Here is a 22,033-nt window from a genome sequence, read left to right on the forward strand (position 1 = left end):
CCGGAAGTGGGGCGAATTATAGACAGATCCAGAGGGGCGTCAAGCACTTATTTAACGAAACTGTCATATCGGTCAAAAATGCTCAGATGCGCCCGTGTTTGATCGCTTGCCAACGCCGTGGTCAAAGACTCGGGAAAGCAAACTGCGACGCCTCGTGGCTCGCACGTTGTGGCCAGCGCTGCGTAACCGCTTTGCGACGGGTATAGAACCGCACGCCATCAGGCCCGTAGGCATGCAGGTCGCCGAACAGTGAACGTTTCCACCCACCGAAGCTGTGGTAGGCAACCGGCACGGGCAGCGGGACGTTAACGCCAACCATACCAACTTCGATCTCGTCGCAGAACAGCCGGGCCGACTCACCGTCTCGGGTAAAGATGCAGGTGCCGTTCCCGTACTCATGGTCATTGATCAACTGCATGGCTTGTTCAAGGCTAGCCACCCGCACGATGCACAGAACCGGGCCGAAGATCTCCTCTTTGTAGATCCGCATGTCAGGCGTGACCTGATCGAACAGACAACCTCCCAGGAAGAAGCCGTTCTCGTGCCCTGCCACGCTAAGCCCACGACCATCGACCACCAACCTCGCGCCGGCGATTACACCGTCTTCTATATAGGTGCTGACCTTGTCGCGATGTTGCCCTGTGACAAGAGGCCCCATATCAAGGCCACTGGAAGTTCCGGCGCCTATTTTCAACTCGTTGATTTGCGGGACCAGCCTGGCGATTAGCGCATCCGCAACTTGATCCCCCACGCACACAGCAACGGATATCGCCATGCAACGCTCACCGCACGAGCCGAAGGCGGCGCCCATCAAGGCGCTTACGGCATTGTCCAGATCCGCATCCGGCATCAACACTGCGTGATTCTTTGCGCCGCCCAGTGCCTGCACCCGCTTGCCGCGTGCAGTTGCCTCTTTATAGATGTATTCGGCGATCGGCGTCGACCCGACAAAACTCAACGCCTTGACCTCAGGAGCTTCTATCAATGCGTCGACTGCCTGCTTGTCCCCATGAACAACATTGAGCACGCCTTTGGGTAACCCTGCTTCGTGCAACAACTCTGCGATAAACAACGTCGAACTGGGGTCGCGCTCGGAAGGCTTGAGGATGAAACAATTCCCGCACGCGATCGCCAATGGGTACATCCACAGCGGAACCATCGCGGGAAAATTGAACGGGGTAATGCCTGCCACCACGCCGAGCGGCTGGAAGTCAGACCAAGCGTCAATATTAGGCCCGACGTTGCGGCTGTACTCGCCCTTGATTATCTCCGGCGCGGCGCAGGCATATTCGACGTTCTCGATTCCGCGCTTGAGTTCGCCTGCCGCGTCTTCAAGGGTCTTGCCATGCTCCTCGCTGATCAGCCGGGCGATGCGCCCCTCGTTCAGCTCCAGCAACTGCTTGAAGCGAAACATGACCTGGGCGCGTTTCGCAGGGGGTGTGTTACGCCATGCGGGAAACGCGGCATTCGCGGAATCAATCGCCTGCTGAACGGTTGCGCGGCTGGCGAGCGGTACCCGCCGGATGACCTGACCGGTCGAGGGGTTGTACACGTCGGCGGTGCGGTTGTCTTCACTGACCCGCTCACCATGGATCAGATGCTGAATGGTGTTCATGTATAACTCCGGAACCATCGCTCTGCGTGGCAACCCCAGTTGCGCGCGAGAGCATTGATAAGTTAGTCGATTTGATTGAGGGCCTGACCGACCGCATCAAACATGCGGTCCAGGTCCTCGGGCTTGCTGTTGAAGGTCGGTCCAAACTGCAGCGTGTCGCCGCCGAAGCGCACATAGAACCCGGCTCTCCAGAGTTTCATGGCTGTTTCGAATGGACGCACAATGGCGTCCCCGTCGCGCGGAGCAAGCTGGATGGCGCCCGCGAGCCCGTAGTTGCGGATGTCTACAACGCTTTTGCTGCCTTTGAGGCCATGCAAGGAGCGCTCAAAATGGGGGGCTGTTTCGGCCACCTGCTGCACCAGACTTTCCCGTTGGAGAATATCCAGCGCAGCAAGGCCTGCCGCACAGGCCACCGGGTGCGCCGAGTAGGTGTAGCCGTGAGGAAATTCCACCGCGTATTCAGGCGTCGCCTGGTTCATGAACGTCTGGTAAATCTCGGTACTGGCGATGACCGCGCCCATGGGAATCGCACCGTTGGTGATTTGCTTGGCGATGCACATGAGGTCAGGCGTGACGCCAAAGCTGTCGGCGCCGAACATCGCACCGGTGCGGCCGAAACCAGTAATCACTTCGTCGAAGATCAGCAAGATATTGTGCTGATCACAGATTTCACGCAGGCGCTTGAGGTAACCCTGCGGCGGAACAATCACGCCGGCGGAGCCTGCCATGGGCTCGACGATCACCGCGGCGATATTCGACGCATCATGCAGCTCGATCAGCTTGAGCATTTCATCTGCCAGCGCAATGCCACCCTGCTCCGGCATCCCGCGCGAATAAGCGTTACTGGCAAGCAAGGTATGGGGGAGATGGTCTACGTCCATCAACTGTCCGAACATCTTACGGTTGCCGTTAACACCTCCCAGGCTGGTGCCCGCAATGTTCACACCGTGGTAGCCACGGGCGCGGCCGATCATTTTGGTCTTTGTCGCTTGCCCCTTCAGCCGCCAATACGCGCGCACCATCTTGACGGCGGTGTCGGCGCATTCCGATCCGGAGTCGGTATAGAAAACGTGGTTCAGATTTCCTGGAGTCAGGTCGGTGATTTTTTCAGCCAGTTGAAAAGACAGCGGATGACCAAACTGAAACCCCGGAGAATAGTCCAGCGTCCCTAGCTGGCTGGACACCGCCTCCTGGATTTCCTTGCGCGTGTGCCCTGCCCCGCACGTCCACAGCCCAGACAGCCCATCGTAGATTTTTCGGCCTTTATCATCCGTGAGATAGCTGCCCTGAGCCGCGACGATCAGTCGTGGATCCCGATGGAAATTTCGGTTTGCGGTGTAGGGCATCCAGTGGGCGTCGAGCTTGAGCTGGCTGGCCAACGACATGTCGGACGATTCGGGCATATTCATGGGAATGACCTCATGGGGCGTGTATGGCCTGCGTCCGATGTGTGCGAGCAGTAGCAGGGCCTGTTGCAGCTAAAGTGCCATGGCCCTAAAGTCTGGAAAACACCACTTTTATGATCTTCAGTTAACCGGTCGCTAAACTATGAGCACCCGCCGAAACGATCCGCTGGCGCAAGTCAGCGATTTTGATATCCGCCTGCTGCGAATCTTCCGCAGCGTCGTTGAGTCCGGGGGCTTTTCAGCTGCGGAGAGCGCGTTAGGCATCGGACGCTCTGCCATTAGTCAGCAGATGAGCGACTTGGAACAACGTCTCGGACTTCGCCTGTGCCAGCGCGGTCGTGCGGGGTTTTCTCTAACGGAAGAAGGCCGGGAGGTTTATCAGTCATCGCTGCAATTACTCAGCGCTCTCGAGAGTTTTCGCACCGAGGTCAACGGCCTTCACCGACATCTGCGAGGTGAACTGAACATCGGTCTGACGGATAACCTGGTCACCCTGCCCCACATGCGTATTACCCACGCGCTTTCACACCTGAAAGAGCGTGGGCCGGACGTGCTTATCAACATCCGCATGATCGCGCCCAACGAGGTTGAGCAGGGTGTACTCGACGGTAGCCTGCATGTGGGTGTCGTCCCTCAAGCGAGTGCATTGTCGGGACTTGAATACCAGGCGCTTTATAGCGAGCGATCCCTGCTGTACTGCGCGGTGGGCCATCCGCTGTTTTACGCAGACGATGCGCAACTCGACGATGAGCGCCTGGCCGTCCAGGAAGCTATCTCCCCAACTTTTCGGCTGCCTGGCGAGATCCAGGCCCATTATCAATCACTTAAATGCACCGCCAGCGCATCGGACCGGGAAGGCATGGCGTTCCTGATTTTGACGGGGCGCTACATTGGGTACCTGCCTGATCACTACGCAAACCTGTGGGTGCAGCAGGGACGGCTGCGTGCGTTGAAGCCAACGGCAAGGTTTTACGATTTGAGCCTCGTGACCGTCACGCGCAAAGGCCGTCGCCCCCATTTGGTGCTGGAGAGTTTCCTGGAAAGCCTCGCTGCTACACGATGAGGCCAGTCGTAACTCAGGGTGTCAAAGCCACGCCAACCTGAAGCGCATGCGAAGATGCCCAAGCCCTTTAAACGCGGGCATCCAGGCATAAGCGCCAGCTGGGTATCTGATCAGTTGGACAGGCTTTTGCAATGAGGCTGGTGATCGAAGCCAACTTCAATACCGAGAACCCAACATGCAGCCCGACGCGCGCGAAAACGACGACCTTATATACGGACTCAACGACCGGCCGCGTCCTGCGCCGGCACTGTTGGCAGCCACCCAGCATGTGCTGGCGGCGTTCGTGGGCATTATTACGCCGCCATTGATTATCGGATCGGCTCTGGGCCTTGGCGCGTATATGCCCTATCTGATCAGCATGGCCTTGATGGTCTCGGGGGTCGGCACGTTCATTCAAGCGCGCCGACCATTTGGCATCGGCGCGGGGATGATTTGCCTGCAAGGCACCAGCTTTGCGTTTCTGGGCGCCGTGTTGTCTGCAGGCTTCATGGTCAAGCAGCGCGGTGGCAGTGCGGAGGACATCATGGCCATGGTGTTTGGTGTGTGCTTTTTCGGCGCACTTGTGCAGATCGTGCTGAGCCGCTTAATTGGGCAGTTGCGCCGTGTGATTACTCCTCTGGTCACGGGCATTGTCATCACGCTGATCGGCGTGAGCCTGATTAATGTCGGGGTGACCGACCTGGGCGGTGGCTTCAACGCGCCGGACTTCGGAGCGCCCGTCAATCTGGCTCTAGGCGTTCTCGTACTGGCAGTCATCATCGTCTTGAATCGCTCGAATGCGCCCTGGTTGCGGTTGTCAGCCATCATCATCGGGCTGGCGGTGGGAAGCCTGGCGGCCTGGTTCAGCGGAAAATTGGTGCCGCAGTCAATTGCTGACGCGGCGCTGGTAAGCATTCCTTTCCCCTTCAGATTTGGCATGAGCTTTGACTGGGCGGCTTTCCTGCCGGTAGCGCTGATTTACCTGATCAGCAGCATCGAAACCGTCGGCGACCTGACCGCCAATTGCCTGCTGTCTCGCGAGCCGATTAACGGCGCTGGCTACATTGCACGGCTGAAAGGAGGCGTCTTGGGCGACGGCGTGAGTTGCATGATCGCCGCGACGTTTAGCGCGTTCCCGAATACAACCTTCGCTCAGAACAACGGGGTGATTCAGCTGACCGGGGTGGCGAGTCGTTATGTCGGTCTGTACATCGGTGCAATTCTGTTCCTGCTCGGATTGTTTCCGGTGATCGGCGCGATCCTTCAACAGATCCCGAAACCGGTACTTGGCGGCGCAACGCTGGTGATGTTTGGCAGCGTCGCAGCGGCAGGTGTCCGGATTCTCGCGCAGGCGCCACTCGATCGCCGCAGCATGTTGATCATTGCGACCTCTTTTGGGGTCGGGCTGGGCATCGCCGCGCAACCAACGCTGCTGCATCATCTACCGCAGTGGGTACAAAGCCTGTTTGACTCTGCCATCACCAGCGGCGGGCTGACGGCCATCGTGATGTGTTTGCTGATTCCGGAAGCCAAGGTCGTGAATCAGGCCAATCTCCCGGCAGTCGAATCTTTTGAGCACTGATTTACGGGCGCAACGCTTGTCGGATTCGCGCCGGTGCGTTATCTGTTTCAGCGCCTCGCACCCAATGATCCGCCTGGAACCGCACATGACCCTCGAAGTCCCTGCTCACAGCCCAAGCGTCACCAAGCCTGCCAGCCGTATTCGTCAGAAGAATGAAGAGGCGATCCTGAAAGCCGCCGAGGATGAGTTCGCCCGCCACGGATTCAAAGGCACCAGCATGAACACTATTGCGCAACATGCCGGCTTGCCGAAAGCTAATCTGCACTACTACTTCACCAACAAGCTTGGCCTGTATATCGCGGTGCTGAGCAACATCATCGAATTGTGGGACAGCACCTTCAACAACCTGACCGCCGAGGACGACCCGGCGCAGGCCCTGACGCAATACATCCGCGCAAAGATGGAATTCTCGCGTCGCCAGCCGCAAGCCTCGCGCATTTTCGCGATGGAAATAATCAGCGGGGGTGAATGCCTGAACCAGTATTTCAGCCAGGATTATCGCGAATGGTTTCAAGGTCGTGCTGCAGTCTTCCAGGCCTGGATCGATGCCGGAAAAATGGACCCGGTCGACCCGGTGCATTTGATTTTCCTTCTATGGGGCAGCACTCAGCATTACGCTGACTTCGCCACGCAGATTTGCCAGGTCACCGGTCGTACCCGCCTGACCATGCAGGACATGGAAGCCGCTGGGGATAACTTGATCCGGATCATCCTCAAAGGCTGCGGGCTCACGCCCACGCTATAAGCCTGTAAATCAAACGCAGTCTGGATGTATCGATGCCTTTTACCCTCACCGGCCCCACCGAATTTCGCGAAGAGATTCGCAAAAGCCGCTTCATTACGCTTGCTGCGCCGATCGGTAGCGCCACCGACGCTCAGGCATTTATCGAGCAACACAGTGATCTCAACGCCACGCGCAACTGTTGGGCCTGGAAGCTGGGCGCACAGTACCGCAGCACTGACGACGGCGAACCCGGCGGCACGGCCGGGCGGCCAATCCTGGCGGCCATCGATGCACAGGATTTTGATCGGGTTGTCGTTTTGGTGATTCGCTGGTACGGCGGCATTCAGCTGGGTACGGGCGGGCTGGCGAGGGCCTATGGTGGAGGCGCCAACAAATGCCTGCAGCAGGCCGCTCGTGTGGCACTGATCAATCGAGTGCCCCTGCATTTTGAATGCACCTTCAGTGAGCTGGCCTTGATCAAGCTGCGTCTCGCTGAACTCAACGGCGTGGTAGAAGAAGAGCGCTTCAATGCCAATGGGGTCGGCTTATCGATAGCGCTGGCCCCCGAGTCTATCGACACGCTTGGTCGTCAATTGTCGGATATCAGCCGCGGACGCATCGTATTGCAGCGGGCTCAATAGCGACCGGCGTTCTCTTGCAAGTCGCGACCGGGATGGGCCTCTGCATGCCCAGTACTGCCGGGCACGCTTGCCCACATCTACTGTGCATCTGCCTGTGGACAAGCTGAGCACACACCGCTGTAGCCCTCGTATTACAAGGCTTCGCCTTGACTGCTCACTTTTTGACCAAACCAGACGCATACTCGATAAAAAGCGTTAAAACAGCGGGTTAGCAAGTTTTCCCACGGCGTTGCGACGGTTTTTATCTGATTGCATCCCTTAAACTGCCCTTTTTCAAAATGTGCTGCAGAGCAACCTGTGGATAATCCGCTCGCAGCTCGGTAACCGAAAAAGCAAATTCCCACGGGCCAGCGGTGTCCACCCTTTGCCTGAATTTTTTTGTATGTCTGCACAGGAGTCAGTTGCATGCCCACCTCAAAAACAGCGCTGGTCATCGGCGCGTCGCGCGGCCTTGGTCTCGGATTGGTGAAACGTCTGACGGAACTGGGCTGGGAAGTCACTGCCACGGTCCGGGATCCCCATAAGGTCGACGAGTTGAAGGCTCTGCCGAATGTTCACTTGCAGACACTGGACATGGACGAGCAATCCTCCCTTGAAGTGCTCACCCACAACCTCAAAGGTCAAACCTACGACCTGCTCTTCGTCAACGTCGGGGTAATGGGTCCGGTGCATCCGAATCCGACCGATGCCACAGCGGGTGAACTGGGCCAGCTGTTTCTGACGAACGCCGTGGCGCCGATCCGCCTGGCGAAACGATTCGTCGACCAGATCCGCCCTGACACGGGTGTGATTGCTTTCATGAGTTCGGTTCTTGGCAGCGTGACCATGCCGGATGCCCCGGAGATGGCGTTGTACAAAGCCAGCAAAGCAGCGTTGAACTCCATGACCAATACGTTCGTGACTCAACTGGGCGAAAACAAACCCACCGTGCTTTCGGTGCATCCCGGCTGGGTTCGCACAGCGATGGGCGGTGAAGGCGCGGACATCGACGTCGAAACCAGCGTACGCGGCATCGTTGAGCAACTGGAAAAGTTCGCGAGTAAAGGCGGACATCATTTCGTGAACTACAAGGGTGAGACGATTCCCTGGTGATGCGAAGCCAGTCGCGTCAGCTTGTCTGTCGCGACTTGTCGGCTTCCACGACCACCCATTAGAATTCCGCCCTCGTTGCAGCGCCCTTGACGCTGCAACGACCCTGGATCAGCAGACAGGGCAACACTGAGCTGGCGACCTGAACTCACTTTTCAGAGGAGCCGGCCAATGCCTGCGATCCGTACCTGGTTAAAAAATCCCCTTGCCGTCTTTACGGCCAACGATCTGGACGCGCGCGGCGGCCTGGTCATTGAAGGCGGCGTTATTGTCGAAGTACTGCCGCTGGGACATCTGCCTTCGCAGCCGTGCGAGACCGTGTTCGATGCACGTGAGCATGTGCTGCTTCCCGGCTTGATCAATACCCACCACCATTTTTACCAAACCCTGACCCGTGCATGGGCGCCCGTAGTCAATCAGCCGTTGTTCCCATGGCTCAAGACCCTTTACCCGGTATGGGCACGGTTGACGCCGGAAAAGCTCGCACTGGCCAGCAAAGTTGCGCTGACAGAACTGCTGTTGTCCGGCTGCACCACTGCGGCTGATCATCATTATTTGTTCCCGCAGGGCCTGGAAGATGCCATCGACATCCAGGTGCAGAGCGTTCGCGAACTGGGCATGCGTGCCATGCTGACTCGGGGTTCGATGACGCTGGGCGAAGCCGACGGCGGGCTGCCACCCCAGCAGACCGTTCAGCAGGGGCAGGTAATTCTCGACGACAGCGTACGGTTGATTCAGGCCTATCACGAACGTGGCGACGGGGCGCAGATCCAGATCGCGCTGGCGCCCTGCTCGCCGTTTTCCGTAACCACCGAAATAATGGCCGAAAGCGCTGCCCTGGCCGAGCAGCATGACGTGCGTCTGCACACACATCTGGCCGAAACCCTCGACGAAGAAGACTTCTGCCTGCAACGTTTTGGCCTGCGGACGGTGGATTATCTGGACAGCGTCGGATGGCTGGGACCTCGCACCTGGCTGGCTCATGGAATCCACTTCAACAGCGAGGAGATCGCTCGCCTCGGCCAGGCCGGGACCGGAATTTGTCACTGCCCGAGTTCGAACATGCGCCTGGCCTCTGGTATCTGCCCCACGCTGGACCTGCTTGCGGCGGGCGCGCCCATAGGGCTGGGCGTCGATGGCTCCGCGTCAAACGATGCCTCGAACATGATGCTCGAAGCGAAACAGGCGCTGTATCTGCAGCGGCTGCGCTACGGCGCGCAAAAGATCACGCCGGAACTGGCCCTGGGCTGGGCGACCAAGGGCTCGGCGCAGTTGCTGGGCCGCGCAGACATCGGTGAACTGGCCGTGGGTAAACAAGCAGACCTGGCGCTGTTCAAGCTGGATGAGTTGCGCTTCTCCGGCAGTCACGATCCGCTATCCGCGTTGCTGCTGTGCGGCGCTGATCGTGCGGACCGGGTGATGATAGGCGGGAAGTGGCGGGTGGTGGACGGGCAAGTCGAAGGATTGGACTTGAAAAGCTTGGTAGCGAACCACCGGCAGGCCGCCGCGGAGTTGATCAAGGGCTGACCGTGCTCAATGTGTGGCAGCGTCCAGCCTCCCGCAGGATCAGGTGAAAGGGTGAATCGCATCACCCCTTCTTTTATTACCAGCAAAACTGACGCCTACAGCCCCATCAACGACAGCATGATGAAGGTTGCGAACAGCACGAAATGCGTCATGCCTTCGATGGCATTGGTTTCGCCATCGTTGAGGTTAATGGCGCAGACCAGCAGCGTGACGAAGATCATCACCGTTTGCACCGGTGTCATCGCCATCTGAAACGCCTGACCGCTGTAAAGCGCCATCGCTTCCATGACTGGAACCGTAAGGATCACCGTCGACAGCGAAGCACCCAAGGCGATATTGACGACCGACTGCATGCGGTTGGCCAGTGCGGCGCGCAATGCGGTCAGGATTTCAGGCGCCGCGGAGATGGCCGCCACCAGGATCGCCGTCATCACCGGCGGCGCGCCGCTGCCCTCAAGGCCGAGGTCTACAGCTTTCGACATCACCTCCGCCAACGCGCCGATGACCACCACACCAAACACCAGGGTAGCGATCGAACGGGTGAGATTGACTTCCTCATGCGGCTGTTCGGCCTGATCCTTGCGACGCTTTTTATCTGGATAGCTGTAACTGAAGAAATAACTGTGCGGGCCGACCTGCATACGCAGGAACAGGGCATACAGCAGTATCATCGCGCCGATGGTAAAGGCCGAGTACAGCTTCCACTTGCCCTCTGGAATGAACTCCGGCACCACCATCGATACCGCCATTGCGGTCAGAATCATCACGCTATAAGAGCGCGCCGAGTCATCGTTGTAGGATTGCTCCCCGTGCTTGAGCCCGCCCATCAAAGCAGCGAGGCCCAGAATGCCGTTGATGTCGAGCATCACTGCCGAATAAATGGTGTCCCGTACCAGCGTGGGAGACGGTTCGTTGCTCATCATGATTGCAAGGATCACGACCTCAACCAGCACTGCCGAAAGCGTGAGGATCATCGTCCCGTAGGGATCACCCACCTTTTCTGCCAGCAACTCGGCATGGTGAGCCACTCGCAACGAGGCACAGATGATAAAACCCACCAGGGCGATGCCGGCAATCAACGCGACGGTATGCCCATGACCCAGCAACTGGTGTTCGAACGGGTAGGCAAAACAGGTCGCAATGACCGCCAATAGAAGAAACTTTTCCTGCTTGAGAATTGTGCCCATCGCTGCCTTTTAGCCCTTTGCGACCCTGGCCGCACATCCATGAAGTGAAGTTTGCTGAAGCGCTTGAGAGTGCGTATGTAAACAAAGGTTTCAAGACAGGGTAGCAGCGGGTAGCGACACATCGTCGCGCTGTGGCTTGAAAAGCCTTGGATGAAAGCGCTTTCCAAGACCGTTTAGGCGCCCACCACGCCTGCCAATGCGGGCCGGCGGGATAAAACCCCGCACAAAACCGGTTCCGCCGATGACTGAACCGTCCGGTCAGGTTTTATTCGGCGCGCGCGCCCGACTCTGTAGAATGCCCGCCATTGCACCTTACGAGATAAGCCCATGTACGATTGGTTGAACGCGCTGCCCAAGGCAGAACTGCACCTGCACCTGGAGGGCTCGCTTGAGCCGGAACTGCTGTTTGCTCTGGCTGAGCGCAACAAGATCGCCCTGCCCTGGGCGGATGTTGAAACGCTGCGCACGGCGTATGCGTTCAATAACCTGCAGGAGTTTCTGGACCTTTACTACCGTGGCGCAGACGTGCTGCGTACCGAGCAGGACTTCTACGACCTGACCTGGGCCTACCTTGAACGCTGCAAGGCGCAGAACGTCATTCATACCGAGCCGTTCTTCGACCCGCAGACCCACACTGATCGCGGCATTCCATTTGAAGTGGTGCTCAACGGCATCTCCGCCGCATTGAAAGACGGCAAGGAAAAACTGGGCATCGGCAGTGGCCTGATCCTCAGCTTCCTGCGGCATTTGAGTGAAGACGAAGCCCAGAAAACCCTCGACATGGCGCTTCCGTATCGCGACACCTTCTTGGCAGTCGGCCTCGACAGCTCGGAAATGGGCCATCCGCCGAGCAAGTTCAAGCGTGTGTTCGATCGCGCTCGTGGCGAGGGCTTTCTTACGGTTGCCCACGCGGGCGAGGAAGGTCCACCGGAATACATCTGGGAAGCACTCGATCTGCTCAAGATCCAGCGAATCGATCACGGCGTGCGCGCTATCGAAGACGAGCGCCTGATGCAACGCATCATCGATGAACAAATCCCGCTGACGGTCTGCCCGCTTTCCAATACCAAGCTGCGCGTGTTCGATCACATGGGTCAGCACAACATTCTCGACATGCTCGAACGGGGTGTGAAGGTGACCGTCAATTCTGATGATCCGGCGTATTTCGGTGGCTATGTCACTGAAAACTTTCACGCGTTGCACACGCATCTGGGCATGACTCAGGACCAGGCCACGCGCCTGGCCCAGAACAGCCTTGACGCTCGCCTGGTCAAACCCTGATCACTGCCATCAAGGTTCAACACGGCGTGCAGGCCCTGTGCCGAATACGCCGCGCTGCGGGTCGGTGCATCAGGCTGCTGAGGCGATTTTGCTGATTTCCCGCTGGCCGTTGGAGGAGACCTGCAAGGTGCTGGCCTCCTCCGTCGCCCGCAACCATCCCAATTGCATAAACAACTGCAGAAGCCCCGCGCCCAGCGCGCCTCCCAAATGCGGCGTGTTTTCGTGGCAGTTGACGCAGGTGCACAATACTTCGCGTCGTCTGTGAGCCAACGCGGGAATGAAAATGCCACGCTCTGCAAAGCGCGATATGCCAATACTGGTGACCTCAAGACGGCGCTCTGACTGCTCGATCCATCCCGCGCCCAACATTCGCAAATAAAGTTCAGCGCCCATCTCGCCACCCAGATGGTCCGCGCATACGCTGGCCCGACAAAGCGGCAGCGGCGGCAGTGGTTGCGCCATGCTGCGGCTGATCAAGTCGGCGCTTACCATCGAGGCGCTCACCAGCGCATGAACGGCCGCCCTGACTTCCGGCGCAGCGAGGCGAAAGAAGCGTTTACGTCCGCGGACTTCGTGGCGCAGCAGCCCGCCTGCGGCGAGGCGTGACAGATGCGCGCCGGCGGACGAGGTGGAAAGGCCTACAAGCGAAGCCACTTCATCAGCCGCTCGTGACGTGCCGTCCATGAGCGCCCAAACGATGGCACTGCGCTTGGGGTCGGCAAGCAACGCAGCAATCTGGCTGATGCAAGGTACGTATTCCATGTCTTCACTCCCTGTTGAACATTTGTCTTAGCGGACCGGCGCTTGTACCCGGGTCGAGGCCTGCAGCCCAGGCGGTATCACGGGTGTGATAAACGGGCGCCAACGCCTTGCCGTGGTTAACCATCATCGTCGGTTGAAGCAATAGCGCGCTTTGATTCAAGTCACGCCAGTTGACGGTAGCCAACCGGAACTTGCAAAGGTTGAAGATTGATGCGGCGCCCTGATACAGAGTCACGCGCCGGAATTAAATAGGATCCATGACGGCGCTTAGTATAAGTCTTCAAACTCATGAGAGACCCATCGGCTGAATGCCAAGGCTGTGACTTGTGGGCCATATCGGCAAATGTTGGGGGACGATCGGTTTTCGTTCAACAGCGCTGGAGGTGGCACAGCAGGTCCATACCCAATGAAAATGGGCCTTTGCCATGTCGGTGCAGGATTCAGGGTTTCACCTCACAGCAATTGCCTACACCGACAACTCCAAAAACCTTCAAGAAAATAATCTGCAATCGAGGGGCAAGATCGAGGTATTCACACCATCTCAGGTTGAGGTCCAACTACAGATTTAATGCGCTGTAAGAAGTTTCTAGTTATGAAGTAGTCATCAGGCCTATATAAAAACGCTTTTTAAGCAGGGTGAACATGTTTATACAGGCACGCCGTTGGAGAGGCGCGCCGAAATGCGCGGAAAGTCGGCAACGCGCCTGCGTTGCCGAATCACTTCAGATACGCACGTCCGAATGCGGTTTCATCGCGTCGCGCTTGTGCTGTGCCCGTCGTGTAATCACAGCCAGCGTCACGGCCAGTACGCCGCAAAGTGTAATGACGGTCGCCATCGGTACAGCCGTCCCGTCGTGCAACACACCCACCAATGCCGCCGCGCCCGCCGCGACGCTGAATTGCAGGCACCCCAGCAACGCGGACGCACTGCCTGCGCGTTTGCCCTGCCCACTCATTGCGCACGCCGAGGCGTTTGGAATGATGCAACCGAGGCTGGCGATATAGACGAACAACGGCACCAGCAGCGGCCATAACTTTTCGGTGTGCAGCGAGGCGATGGTCAGCAGTACGACAGCGGCGGTCAGATAAATCCACACCGTGCGCGACAGCAGCCAGGCTGGGCCAAATCGGCCAACGAGCCGGGCATTGACCTGCGCGATGAGGATGAAGCCCGCGGCGTTGATGCCGAACAACCAACCGTAGTGTTCAGCAGGGACGCCGTAGAGCTTGATGAACACGAAGGGCGAGCCGGCGATATAGGAAAACATCCCGGCCATTGCGATCCCCCCCGTGAGCGCATGCCCCAGGAAGATGCGGTCGCCCAGCAGATTCCAGTAAGACCCAAGCGCGCCTGAAAGCGGGAGCCGCGGGTGCCCGGCCGGCATGCTCTCCGGCAGACCTTTGAATACCGCCGCCGCAGTGAGCGCGCTGAACACCGTCAGCGTCAGGAAGATGGCCTGCCAGCCTACGACATTGACCAGCAACCCGCCCAGCATCGGCGCCAGGATGGGCGCCAGTCCCATGACCAGCATTAGCTGTGAAAACACTTTGGCGGAATCCACCGGCGAGCACTTGTCACTCACGATTGCACGCGACAGCACCATGCCGGCACAACCACCCAACGCCTGTACGAAGCGAGCGGCAATCAACCATTCAAGCGACGGCGCCAAAGCACACGCCAACGACGCGAGGGTAAATAAGCCTACGCCGAACAACAGGGGAATTCGGCGACCGAACCGGTCCGCGATAGGCCCGTAGGCGAGCTGCCCGATGCTCAGGCCAAGGAAGTACGAAGCCAGGGTCAGTTGGACGTGCTTCTCGTCCGTGCCGAACGCCAGGGCGATGGCGGGGAACCCCGGCAGGTAAAAGTCGATGGCCAGAGGGCCGAAAGCGCTGAGTGCGCCGAGGATCAGGATTGTTCTGAGGTTCATCAATCTTCCTAAACAGTTTTGCGCAGCGCGACAGTTTAGCAACCCTGGAAGTTGAAGAACTGCCGCTGCGAGCGTTGCGAACCGTTTTTTTTACGCGCCATCCGTTCAGCGAACCATCGGAACTATTAACTGAAAAAGTCGGAACTTTAGCCGCACGACCGAGCATCGGTTAATGGATTTCCTACAGCGCTTTTACAAATAACTCACAGAAGCGCTTCTAGACTTTTATCAAGAAGTGAGGAAATCAAAATGAATGCGCGATGGGCTGTGCTGTGGTGCGTTGTAGCTGTTGCCGGATGTCAGTCTACCCATGACCAGTTGTTGGCCGAAGGCTATCCACCTGCCTTCGCCGACGGTTTTCAGGACGGCTGCGGCAGCGGCCGGCAGTCCATCGACATCATCAAAGGGCAGTACAAAAAGGACGTGCCCCGCTACCTGCGTGACACGCTCTACGCCCAAGGCTGGAGTGATGGATTTCGGCAATGCCAGGCACAACTCGCAAACCGCAATCTTCAGGATCAGGGCCGAGACAGCATCTGGAATGATCGCGACCGTGACTGGGACCATCAGCGGACACAGGACGCTGCCAAAGCTTACCGGTCGCATTGATATCCCAGTGCTATAAAAGCCAGGGACGAAACTATAAAGGGACGGTCATGGCCCAACGTACCTAAGCCATGAACAGGAGCCCCGACATGAGCCGTGCCTTCGTCAACGAAGACAACGCCGCCGCGCAGGTCAATCAGCCGGTAGAACGGCAAATCAGTGCCCAAACCAATTACGTGACGCAACGCGGCCTGGCCCAATTACACGACCAGGTCGCGTCACTGCAGGCACAGTACAGCGAGCAAAACGCTCTCGGCGATGATGCCGATAAACAGCGCATGGCCGAGATCGAACGCGATTTGCGTTACTTCAACCAACGGCTGCAGAGCGCCCAGGTGGTTAGCGTCACGCCTGCAAATGACCGTGTTCAGATCGGCAGTTGGGTGACGTTCGCCGATGAGGACAACACCGAACAACGCATGCAACTGGTCGGCGAAGATCAGGCCGATGCTGGCAGCCAGCTGATCAACTGGGCATCGCCGCTGGGTAAGGCGCTGCTCGGTGCAAGCGTAGGCGACGAAGTGACGTGGAAGCGCCCGGTGGGGGACGTCGTGATTGAGGTGGTGCGAATCGAGGCCGACGACTGAGCGCCCCGTACGAACCTTTGCTAACCACCAAAAAAAACGGAGCCGCCAAGGCTCCGTTTTTTATGAAGCCGAAAGATCAGGCCAGCTTTTTGTGACGCACGCGGTGCGGCTGAGCGGCAGCCTCGCCAAGGCGTTTCTTGCGATCGGCCTCATACTCGGTGTAGTTGCCTTCGAAGAACACCGCTTGCGAATCGTCTTCGTACGCCAGGATGTGCGTCGCGACGCGGTCAAGGAACCACCGATCGTGAGAGATCACAATGGCAGCGCCCGGGAAGTCCAGCAGCGCTTCTTCAAGCGAACGCAGCGTTTCAACGTCGAGGTCGTTGGACGGTTCGTCGAGCAGAAGGACGTTGCCGCCCTCTTTCAACGTCAGGGCCAGGTGCAGACGACCGCGCTCACCGCCGGACAGGTCCTTGACGAACTTCTGCTGATCGCCGCCTTTGAAGTTGAAACGGCCGACGTAGGTGCGTGACGGAATCTCGTAATTGCCGATCCGGATCTGGTCAGAGCCGTCGGAAATCTGCGCGAACACGGTTTTGCTGCCGTCCAGGTCATCGCGACTCTGATCAACGCAGGCCAATTGCACGGTTTCACCGATCTCGATGGAGCCGGAGTCAGGTTGCTCCTTGCCCATCAGCATGCGGAACAGGGTCGACTTACCGGCACCGTTGCCGCCGATCACACCGACGATGGCGCCCTTGGGCATGGCGAACGACAGGTTATCGATCAGCACACGGTCGCCGTAGCCTTTGGTGACGTTCTTGAACTCGATGACCTTGTCGCCAAGACGCGGACCGGCCGGGATGTAAATCTCGTTGGTTTCGCTGCGCTTCTGGAATTCCTGCGACTGGAGCTCTTCGAAACGCTGCAGGCGGGCCTTGGATTTCGACTGACGTGCCTTGGCGCCCTTGCGTACCCACTCCAGCTCTTCTTTCATGGCCTTTTCATGGGCCGACTGCTGCTTGGATTCGGCCGCCAGACGGTCGGACTTGGCTTCCAGCCAGCCGGAATAATTGCCCTCGTAAGGAATACCGGCGCCGCGGTCGAGCTCCAGAATCCAGCCGGCGACGTTGTCGAGGAAGTACCGGTCGTGGGTGATGGCTACCACGGTACCCGGGAAGTCGTGCAGGAAGTGCTCGAGCCACGCCACGGAATCGGCGTCCAGGTGGTTGGTCGGTTCGTCGAGCAGCAACATGTCGGGGGCAGACAACAACAGGCGGCAGAGGGCCACTCGGCGCTTTTCACCACCGGACAGGTGCTCGACCTTGGCATCCCATGCCGGCAGACGCAACGCATCGGCGGCGACTTCCAGCTGACGCTCAAGGTTGTGACCATCGCTGGCCTGCAGAATCGATTCGAGCTTGGCCTGCTCGGCTGCCAACTTGTCGAAGTCGGCGTCAGGCTCGGCGTAGGCTGCATAGACTTCGTCCAGGCGTGCCTGAGCGTCCTTGATCACGCTGACCGCTTCCTCAACCACTTCACGCACGGTTTTCGAAGGGTCCAGCTGCGGCTCCTGCGGAAGATAGCCGATATTCAGTTCAGGCATCGGGCGCGCTTCGCCGTCGAACTCGGTGTCAACACCGGCCATGATTTTCAGCAGCGTGGATTTACCCGAACCGTTGAGGCCGAGGACGCCGATCTTGGCGCCGGGGAAAAACGAGAGAGAGATGTTTTTCAGGATTTCCCGCTTCGGCGGAACAACTTTGCTCAGCCGATGCATGGTAAAGACGTATTGAGCCATGGATTGAAAACCTGGAGTAAGACTGTGAATAAAGGTGCGAGCCCAGTGCTGTCGCATAACGCTTTTATCTTCGCGCTGCAGCTTGCCTCAGTGCGATGCCGGACCCTTGAATGGTGAGAGCCGGGTCGGCGCCGTGACAAAGAACGTCCGAGGACTGGTGATAAAACTGGAGCAATGTTTGCAAGCACATAGGGCACTTGCAAGTGCCCAGGCGAAAAGCTCGGAAAGCTGACGCGTCGCGTGTGGCGCAAAGCTACCCGAATGCAGGCAGCAGGGCAAACCGTTCAGCCCGATAGCGCTGGCACTTCGCCATGAATCGGTGGCATGCTAGCCGCCTTTTGCGCACCGGGCTTATAGTGCGTCTCACGTATGTTGATTCAGTCCAGCAGTCAGGATCACAGCTTGTTCACACAGCCCCCTATTTCACCCCCGCGCCCACCCGATAGCGCAACGACCGTGTCTATAAAAGGCTCGCTCAGGGGTGCGCTTGCGGTGTTGGTACTTCTGATGTTGATGCTGCTTTTATGGCAGATGATTGATCAGTACCAGCAGTCCCGTGAGCGTCAGCATCAGCGCTCGATTGACTACAGCATGCAGATCGCCGATCGGGTGAGCCTGAACATGGCTCTGAATGCGCAGGTCGCGCTGAATCTGCTGGACGATGCGCGCGATACAGCGCCGGCTACCGAGGAGGCCGTGGCACTGTTGGCCAATCTGCGCCAGGCGATGCCTTCGTTGAAGAGTATTGTCTGGCTCGACATCGACGGGAATATCAGCGCCGACAGCGAAGGCGAGCCGCGAGATGTCGGCTTTTTGACTCAAATGCATTCGGTCATTCAGGGTCATCCGTACTTCTATGCCAATGAACCGGGCGCCTCGACGTTTTATTTGTTCGTTCGCCAACCCGGCGCCGGTAATGAGCGTTACTGGGCATTGCGGCTCAAGCCCGAAATCCTCAAATCGCTGACACGCCTTAGCGAGCAAGAATTCCATCCCGCATGGCAATTGGAAAACGGCGGCGATCACTCCGCCATTTACAAAAAGCTGCCCGAATCCGATCAGTCAAAAGACGCCAAGCTGGAGACGGTCCTGCTGCAGCCTCTGACCAACAGCGATTGGCAACTGCGCGGGCTTTACGACCCGCAGAAAGCCCGCCAGACGCTGCTTTTTCCCTTGATAGGAAAATGCCTGCTTGCCCTGCTCTGCTCCATCGTCCCGCTGTTTGCGTTGCGCAGCCTGCGCCGCCGTCAGTTGCAGTTGCACGACAGTCGTCGCCGTTATCAGGACATTTTCGAAGGCACCGGCGTTGCGCTTTGCGTGCTCGACTTGTCAGGATTGCCGGCATACCTCAAGCACCTGCAGGTGCACAGCAGTGAGGAACTCAACGCACGCCTGACCCGCCAGCCCGAGCAGATCACTGACCTGATCCATCAATTGCGCATCACCGAAGTCAATCAGGTTGCGGCGCAGCTGCTGCGCGCCGAGTCTGCACACCAGGTATGGCAGCAGCTCATCGAAGGTTGCCCCTGTAACAGCCAAGGCATAGGCCTGCAGATTTTGCACGCTGTCCTCGACGGCCAGCGTCAGTTGGAACTCGAGATTCTGATACCGGGTGCTGAAGGCGGTGACCAGCACCTGTGGCTGGTCATGCGCCTGCCCGAGCAACCCGAAGATTTCAAAGCCGTCATCCTCAGCATCAGCGACTTCACTAACCGCAAGCAGGCCGAGCTCTCATTGCAAGAACGTGAACGGTTCTGGTCGGACGTCGTTCGCACCGTACCCGACCATCTTTACGTGAAGGACGCGTTCAATCAGCGAATGATTTACAGCAATCATCACCTCGGCCGTACGCTGGGCTACAGCGATGCCGAGCTGGCCGAGATGGGCGAGTACTTCTGGGAGACGCTCCTGCACCCGGACGATATCGGGGTATACGAACAACTGCGCCAGGCGCACAGCGGGCATGGCGTCAGCGAGATGACCCAATGCCACTTGCGGTTCCGCGATCGACAGGATAACTGGCGGCAGCTGGACATCCGCGAGCAGGCGCTCGTCACCGAACACGACGGGCAGGTTCGGCGCATCGTCGGCGTTGCCAAGGACATCACTCACCAGGTAGAGGCCAGCCAGTCCCTGCGCGAAAGCGAGCAGCGCTACCGGATGCTGGCCGAAAGCATCAGCGACGTGATTTTCTCCACCGATCGCCAGTTGCAGGCCAATTATTTCAGTCCGTCGGTCAACACGGTGCTGGGCTACAGCGGCGAATGGATCATGCAGCACGGCTGGAAGGGGATCATTGCCAATCCCCAGCAACTCAGTGGCTTCATGGCATTGCTGCGTCGCATCGGCAAGGCGCTCGACAACCCTGAGGCGCTGGCTGACCTGCGCCGTGAGATCACCACTCAGTTGTTTATGTTCGACTGCCTGCGGGCTGATGGCCGCAAGATTCCCGTGGAATTGCGGCTGGTGCTGGTGTGGCACGAGTCGGGAACCTTTGAGGGTGTACTTGGCGTCGGCCGGGATGTCAGTCAACAACGCCGTGCTGAAAAAGACCTGCGCATGGCGGCCACGGTATTCGAACATTCAACGTCGGCCATTCTGATCACGGACCCTGCGGGCTACATTGTGCAGGCCAATGATGCTTTCACCCGGGTCAGCGGCTATGCCGTGGCGCAGGTGGTGGACCAGTTGCCGATGATGCTGACCGTAGAGAACCAACAGGGCGCTCATCTGGGTTACATCCTCAAGCAACTGAGCCAGCGCGGCAGCTGGGAGGGTGAATTGTGGCTCAAGCGTCGCGCTGGAGAACACTTCCCGGCGTGGGTCGGGATTACCGCCGTGCTTGATGACGAGGGCGATCTGGCCAGCTACGTGTGTTTTTTCAGCGACATCAGTGAGCGCAAGGCCAGCGAGCAGCGCATTCACCGGCTGGCTTATTACGACGCATTGACCCACCTGCCTAACCGAACGCTGTTCCAGGACCGCCTGCACACCGCGTTGCAACACGCCGAGCGCCAACAGGCGTGGGTGCCGCTGATGTTCCTGGACCTGGACCGTTTCAAACCGATCAATGACTCCCTGGGGCACGCCGCAGGCGACCGCATGCTCAAGGAGATGGCGACGCGTCTGCTCGCCTGCGTCACCGACGATGACACCGTCGCGCGCATGGGTGGCGACGAGTTCACGCTGTTGCTGCAACCCCGCGCCACGCAACAGGCGGCGTTGAACCGTGCCATTCATGTGGCCGAGCAGATTCTCGCCAGTTTGGTGACACCCTTCGTGCTGGAGGGCCGGGAGTTTTTTGTCACTGCCAGCATCGGCATTGCGTTAAGCCCGCAGGACGGCAATGAACTCAGTCAACTGATGAAGAACGCCGACACGGCGATGTACCACGCCAAAGAGCGCGGCAAGAACAATTTCCAGTTCTACCAGACCGACATGAACGCCAGCGCCCTTGAGCGTCTGGAGCTGGAGAGCGACTTGCGTCACGCCCTGGAGCAGGGCGAGTTCACCCTGTATTACCAGCCGCAATTCAGTGGCGACGGCAAGCGTCTGACGGGCGCCGAAGCGTTGCTGCGCTGGCGTCACCCGCGACGTGGTCTGGTGCCGCCGGGGGATTTCATCCCGGTGCTCGAAGAGCTGGGTCTGGTGGTGGAGGTCGGTGAGTGGGTCCTCAAGGAAGCCTGCCGCCAGCTGCGTGAGTGGCATCTGGCCCGGGTTCGGGTGCCTAAGGTGTCGGTCAACATCTCCGCGCGGCAGTTCTCGGACGGTCAACTGGGCACCCGTATTGCCAGCATTCTTGAGGAGATAGGCCTGCCACCCGCTTGCCTTGAGCTGGAGCTGACCGAGAGCATTCTGATGCGCGAAGTGAGTGAGGCAATGCACATTCTGGCCGGCCTGAAGCGGCTGGGGTTGAGCATTGCGGTCGACGACTTCGGCACGGGCTACTCGTCGCTGAACTACCTCAAGCAGTTCCCCATCGACGTGCTGAAGATCGACCGCACATTCGTCGACGGCCTGCCATCCGGCGAGCAGGATGCCCAGATCGCCAGGGCGATCATCGCCATGGCCCATAGCCTCAACCTGGCGGTCATTGCCGAAGGCGTCGAAACTCAGGAGCAACTGGAGTTCCTGCGCGAACACGGCTGTGACGAAGTTCAAGGCTATTTGTTTGGCCGCCCGATGCCGGCGACTCGGTTCGAGGCACAGTTCAGCAACGACGCGTTGTTTATGCTGGATTAATAGCAAGCGAGCTTTAAGCTGCAAGCTGCAAGCTGCAAGCTGCAAGCTGCAAGCTGCAAGCTGCAAGCTG

The 22,033-nt window shown here is 58.6% G+C and carries 17 protein-coding genes; 10 read left to right on the forward strand and 7 right to left on the reverse strand.

What is annotated here, in order from left to right; all coding sequences use genetic code 11:
• Nucleotides 1-121 precede the first annotated feature (121 nt).
• On the reverse strand, nt 122-1,615 hold the full coding sequence (locus QRN48_RS10285; RefSeq protein WP_285350416.1) for a CoA-acylating methylmalonate-semialdehyde dehydrogenase: 1,494 nt from the start codon (nt 1,613-1,615) through the stop codon (nt 122-124).
• 62 nt (nt 1,616-1,677) lie between these two features.
• Entirely contained in the window at nt 1,678-3,024 is a 1,347-nt protein-coding gene (aptA, locus tag QRN48_RS10290; protein ID WP_285350418.1) for an omega-aminotransferase AptA, read from the reverse strand.
• A gap of 139 nt (nt 3,025-3,163) precedes the next feature.
• Here aptA and QRN48_RS10295 point away from each other — a divergent pair, with 139 nt between their 5' ends.
• The 4 genes from QRN48_RS10295 to QRN48_RS10310 all read left to right on the forward strand — a co-directional run bounded on the left by QRN48_RS10295 (nt 3,164) and on the right by QRN48_RS10310 (nt 7,010).
• Nucleotides 3,164-4,084: a LysR family transcriptional regulator gene (locus QRN48_RS10295; RefSeq protein WP_285350420.1), complete on the forward strand. Its 921-nt coding sequence runs from the start codon at nt 3,164-3,166 to the stop codon at nt 4,082-4,084.
• A gap of 175 nt (nt 4,085-4,259) precedes the next feature.
• On the forward strand, nt 4,260-5,645 hold the full coding sequence (locus tag QRN48_RS10300; protein ID WP_285350422.1) for a uracil-xanthine permease family protein: 1,386 nt from the start codon (nt 4,260-4,262) through the stop codon (nt 5,643-5,645).
• 85 nt (nt 5,646-5,730) lie between these two features.
• Nucleotides 5,731-6,390 carry a TetR/AcrR family transcriptional regulator gene (locus QRN48_RS10305; protein ID WP_037018494.1) on the forward strand — a complete coding sequence of 220 codons (660 nt, stop codon included), beginning with the start codon at nt 5,731-5,733 and terminating at the stop codon, nt 6,388-6,390.
• Between the two features lie 32 nt (nt 6,391-6,422).
• Nucleotides 6,423-7,010, forward strand: a complete 588-nt coding sequence (locus tag QRN48_RS10310) for an IMPACT family protein (protein WP_285350424.1) — start codon at nt 6,423-6,425, stop codon at nt 7,008-7,010.
• 131 nt (nt 7,011-7,141) lie between these two features.
• On the opposite strand, the gene QRN48_RS10315 is transcribed toward QRN48_RS10310, so the two are convergent.
• Nucleotides 7,142-7,417, reverse strand: a complete 276-nt coding sequence (locus QRN48_RS10315) for a hypothetical protein (RefSeq protein ID WP_285350426.1) — start codon at nt 7,415-7,417, stop codon at nt 7,142-7,144.
• Here QRN48_RS10315 and QRN48_RS10320 point away from each other — a divergent pair.
• Nucleotides 7,416-8,102 (forward strand): SDR family oxidoreductase, encoded by a 687-nt coding sequence (locus QRN48_RS10320; protein WP_285350428.1) that lies wholly within the window; start codon nt 7,416-7,418, stop codon nt 8,100-8,102. The two genes, QRN48_RS10315 and QRN48_RS10320, sit on opposite strands and share 2 nt — an antisense overlap.
• A gap of 168 nt (nt 8,103-8,270) precedes the next feature.
• Nucleotides 8,271-9,626 (forward strand): 8-oxoguanine deaminase, encoded by a 1,356-nt coding sequence (locus QRN48_RS10325; RefSeq protein ID WP_285350430.1) that lies wholly within the window; start codon nt 8,271-8,273, stop codon nt 9,624-9,626.
• Between the two features lie 95 nt (nt 9,627-9,721).
• Here QRN48_RS10325 and QRN48_RS10330 read toward each other — a convergent pair whose 3' ends face one another.
• The gene (locus tag QRN48_RS10330) at nt 9,722-10,813 is read right to left on the reverse strand and encodes a calcium:cation antiporter (RefSeq protein WP_191945804.1); all 1,092 of its coding nucleotides are present in this window, start codon (nt 10,811-10,813) and stop codon (nt 9,722-9,724) included.
• A gap of 327 nt (nt 10,814-11,140) precedes the next feature.
• On the opposite strand from QRN48_RS10330, the gene QRN48_RS10335 reads away from it, so the two are divergent.
• The gene (locus QRN48_RS10335) at nt 11,141-12,094 is read left to right on the forward strand and encodes an adenosine deaminase (RefSeq protein WP_285350433.1); all 954 of its coding nucleotides are present in this window, start codon (nt 11,141-11,143) and stop codon (nt 12,092-12,094) included.
• A 69-nt stretch (nt 12,095-12,163) separates the two neighbouring features.
• On the opposite strand, the gene QRN48_RS10340 is transcribed toward QRN48_RS10335, so the two are convergent.
• Entirely contained in the window at nt 12,164-12,856 is a 693-nt protein-coding gene (locus QRN48_RS10340) for an ArsR/SmtB family transcription factor (protein WP_191945806.1), read from the reverse strand.
• A gap of 722 nt (nt 12,857-13,578) precedes the next feature.
• Entirely contained in the window at nt 13,579-14,787 is a 1,209-nt protein-coding gene (locus tag QRN48_RS10345; protein ID WP_285350436.1) for a Bcr/CflA family multidrug efflux MFS transporter, read from the reverse strand.
• Between the two features lie 249 nt (nt 14,788-15,036).
• Here QRN48_RS10345 and QRN48_RS10350 point away from each other — a divergent pair, with 249 nt between their 5' ends.
• Nucleotides 15,037-15,396, forward strand: coding sequence for a hypothetical protein (locus tag QRN48_RS10350; protein ID WP_037018470.1), 360 nt, complete (start codon nt 15,037-15,039; stop codon nt 15,394-15,396).
• 86 nt (nt 15,397-15,482) lie between these two features.
• The gene (locus tag QRN48_RS10355; RefSeq protein WP_037018467.1) at nt 15,483-15,980 is read left to right on the forward strand and encodes a GreA/GreB family elongation factor; all 498 of its coding nucleotides are present in this window, start codon (nt 15,483-15,485) and stop codon (nt 15,978-15,980) included.
• A 76-nt stretch (nt 15,981-16,056) separates the two neighbouring features.
• Here QRN48_RS10355 and ettA read toward each other — a convergent pair whose 3' ends face one another.
• Nucleotides 16,057-17,721 carry an energy-dependent translational throttle protein EttA gene (gene ettA / locus QRN48_RS10360; protein ID WP_037018465.1) on the reverse strand — a complete coding sequence of 555 codons (1,665 nt, stop codon included), beginning with the start codon at nt 17,719-17,721 and terminating at the stop codon, nt 16,057-16,059.
• Nucleotides 17,722-18,141: 420 nt separating this feature from the next.
• Between ettA and QRN48_RS10365 the strand changes: the two genes are divergently transcribed.
• A complete protein-coding gene (locus tag QRN48_RS10365; protein ID WP_502944592.1) occupies nt 18,142-21,963 on the forward strand; it encodes a sensor domain-containing protein in 3,822 nt (1,273 codons plus the stop codon).
• The last annotated feature ends 70 nt before the right edge of the window (nt 21,964-22,033 follow it).

The sequence above is a fragment of the Pseudomonas sp. ME-P-057 genome, assembly GCF_030208975.1.
GTDB lineage: Bacteria > Pseudomonadota > Gammaproteobacteria > Pseudomonadales > Pseudomonadaceae > Aquipseudomonas > Aquipseudomonas lutea.

Bases quoted from the DNA above. Each gene is read 5' to 3' on its own strand.
- QRN48_RS10285 (WP_285350416.1), bottom strand. From the start codon at position 1,615: ATGAACACCATTCAGCATCTGATCCATGGTGAGCGGGTCAGTGAAGAC.
- aptA (WP_285350418.1), bottom strand. From the start codon at position 3,024: ATGAATATGCCCGAATCGTCCGACATGTCGTTGGCCAGCCAGCTCAAG.
- QRN48_RS10295 (WP_285350420.1), top strand. From the start codon at position 3,164: ATGAGCACCCGCCGAAACGATCCGCTGGCGCAAGTCAGCGATTTTGAT.
- QRN48_RS10300 (WP_285350422.1), top strand. From the start codon at position 4,260: ATGCAGCCCGACGCGCGCGAAAACGACGACCTTATATACGGACTCAAC.
- QRN48_RS10305 (WP_037018494.1), top strand. From the start codon at position 5,731: ATGACCCTCGAAGTCCCTGCTCACAGCCCAAGCGTCACCAAGCCTGCC.
- QRN48_RS10310 (WP_285350424.1), top strand. From the start codon at position 6,423: ATGCCTTTTACCCTCACCGGCCCCACCGAATTTCGCGAAGAGATTCGC.
- QRN48_RS10320 (WP_285350428.1), top strand. From the start codon at position 7,416: ATGCCCACCTCAAAAACAGCGCTGGTCATCGGCGCGTCGCGCGGCCTT.
- QRN48_RS10315 (WP_285350426.1), bottom strand. From the start codon at position 7,417: ATGCAACTGACTCCTGTGCAGACATACAAAAAAATTCAGGCAAAGGGT.
- QRN48_RS10325 (WP_285350430.1), top strand. From the start codon at position 8,271: ATGCCTGCGATCCGTACCTGGTTAAAAAATCCCCTTGCCGTCTTTACG.
- QRN48_RS10330 (WP_191945804.1), bottom strand. From the start codon at position 10,813: ATGGGCACAATTCTCAAGCAGGAAAAGTTTCTTCTATTGGCGGTCATT.
- QRN48_RS10335 (WP_285350433.1), top strand. From the start codon at position 11,141: ATGTACGATTGGTTGAACGCGCTGCCCAAGGCAGAACTGCACCTGCAC.
- QRN48_RS10340 (WP_191945806.1), bottom strand. From the start codon at position 12,856: ATGGAATACGTACCTTGCATCAGCCAGATTGCTGCGTTGCTTGCCGAC.
- QRN48_RS10345 (WP_285350436.1), bottom strand. From the start codon at position 14,787: ATGAACCTCAGAACAATCCTGATCCTCGGCGCACTCAGCGCTTTCGGC.
- QRN48_RS10350 (WP_037018470.1), top strand. From the start codon at position 15,037: ATGAATGCGCGATGGGCTGTGCTGTGGTGCGTTGTAGCTGTTGCCGGA.
- QRN48_RS10355 (WP_037018467.1), top strand. From the start codon at position 15,483: ATGAGCCGTGCCTTCGTCAACGAAGACAACGCCGCCGCGCAGGTCAAT.
- ettA (WP_037018465.1), bottom strand. From the start codon at position 17,721: ATGGCTCAATACGTCTTTACCATGCATCGGCTGAGCAAAGTTGTTCCG.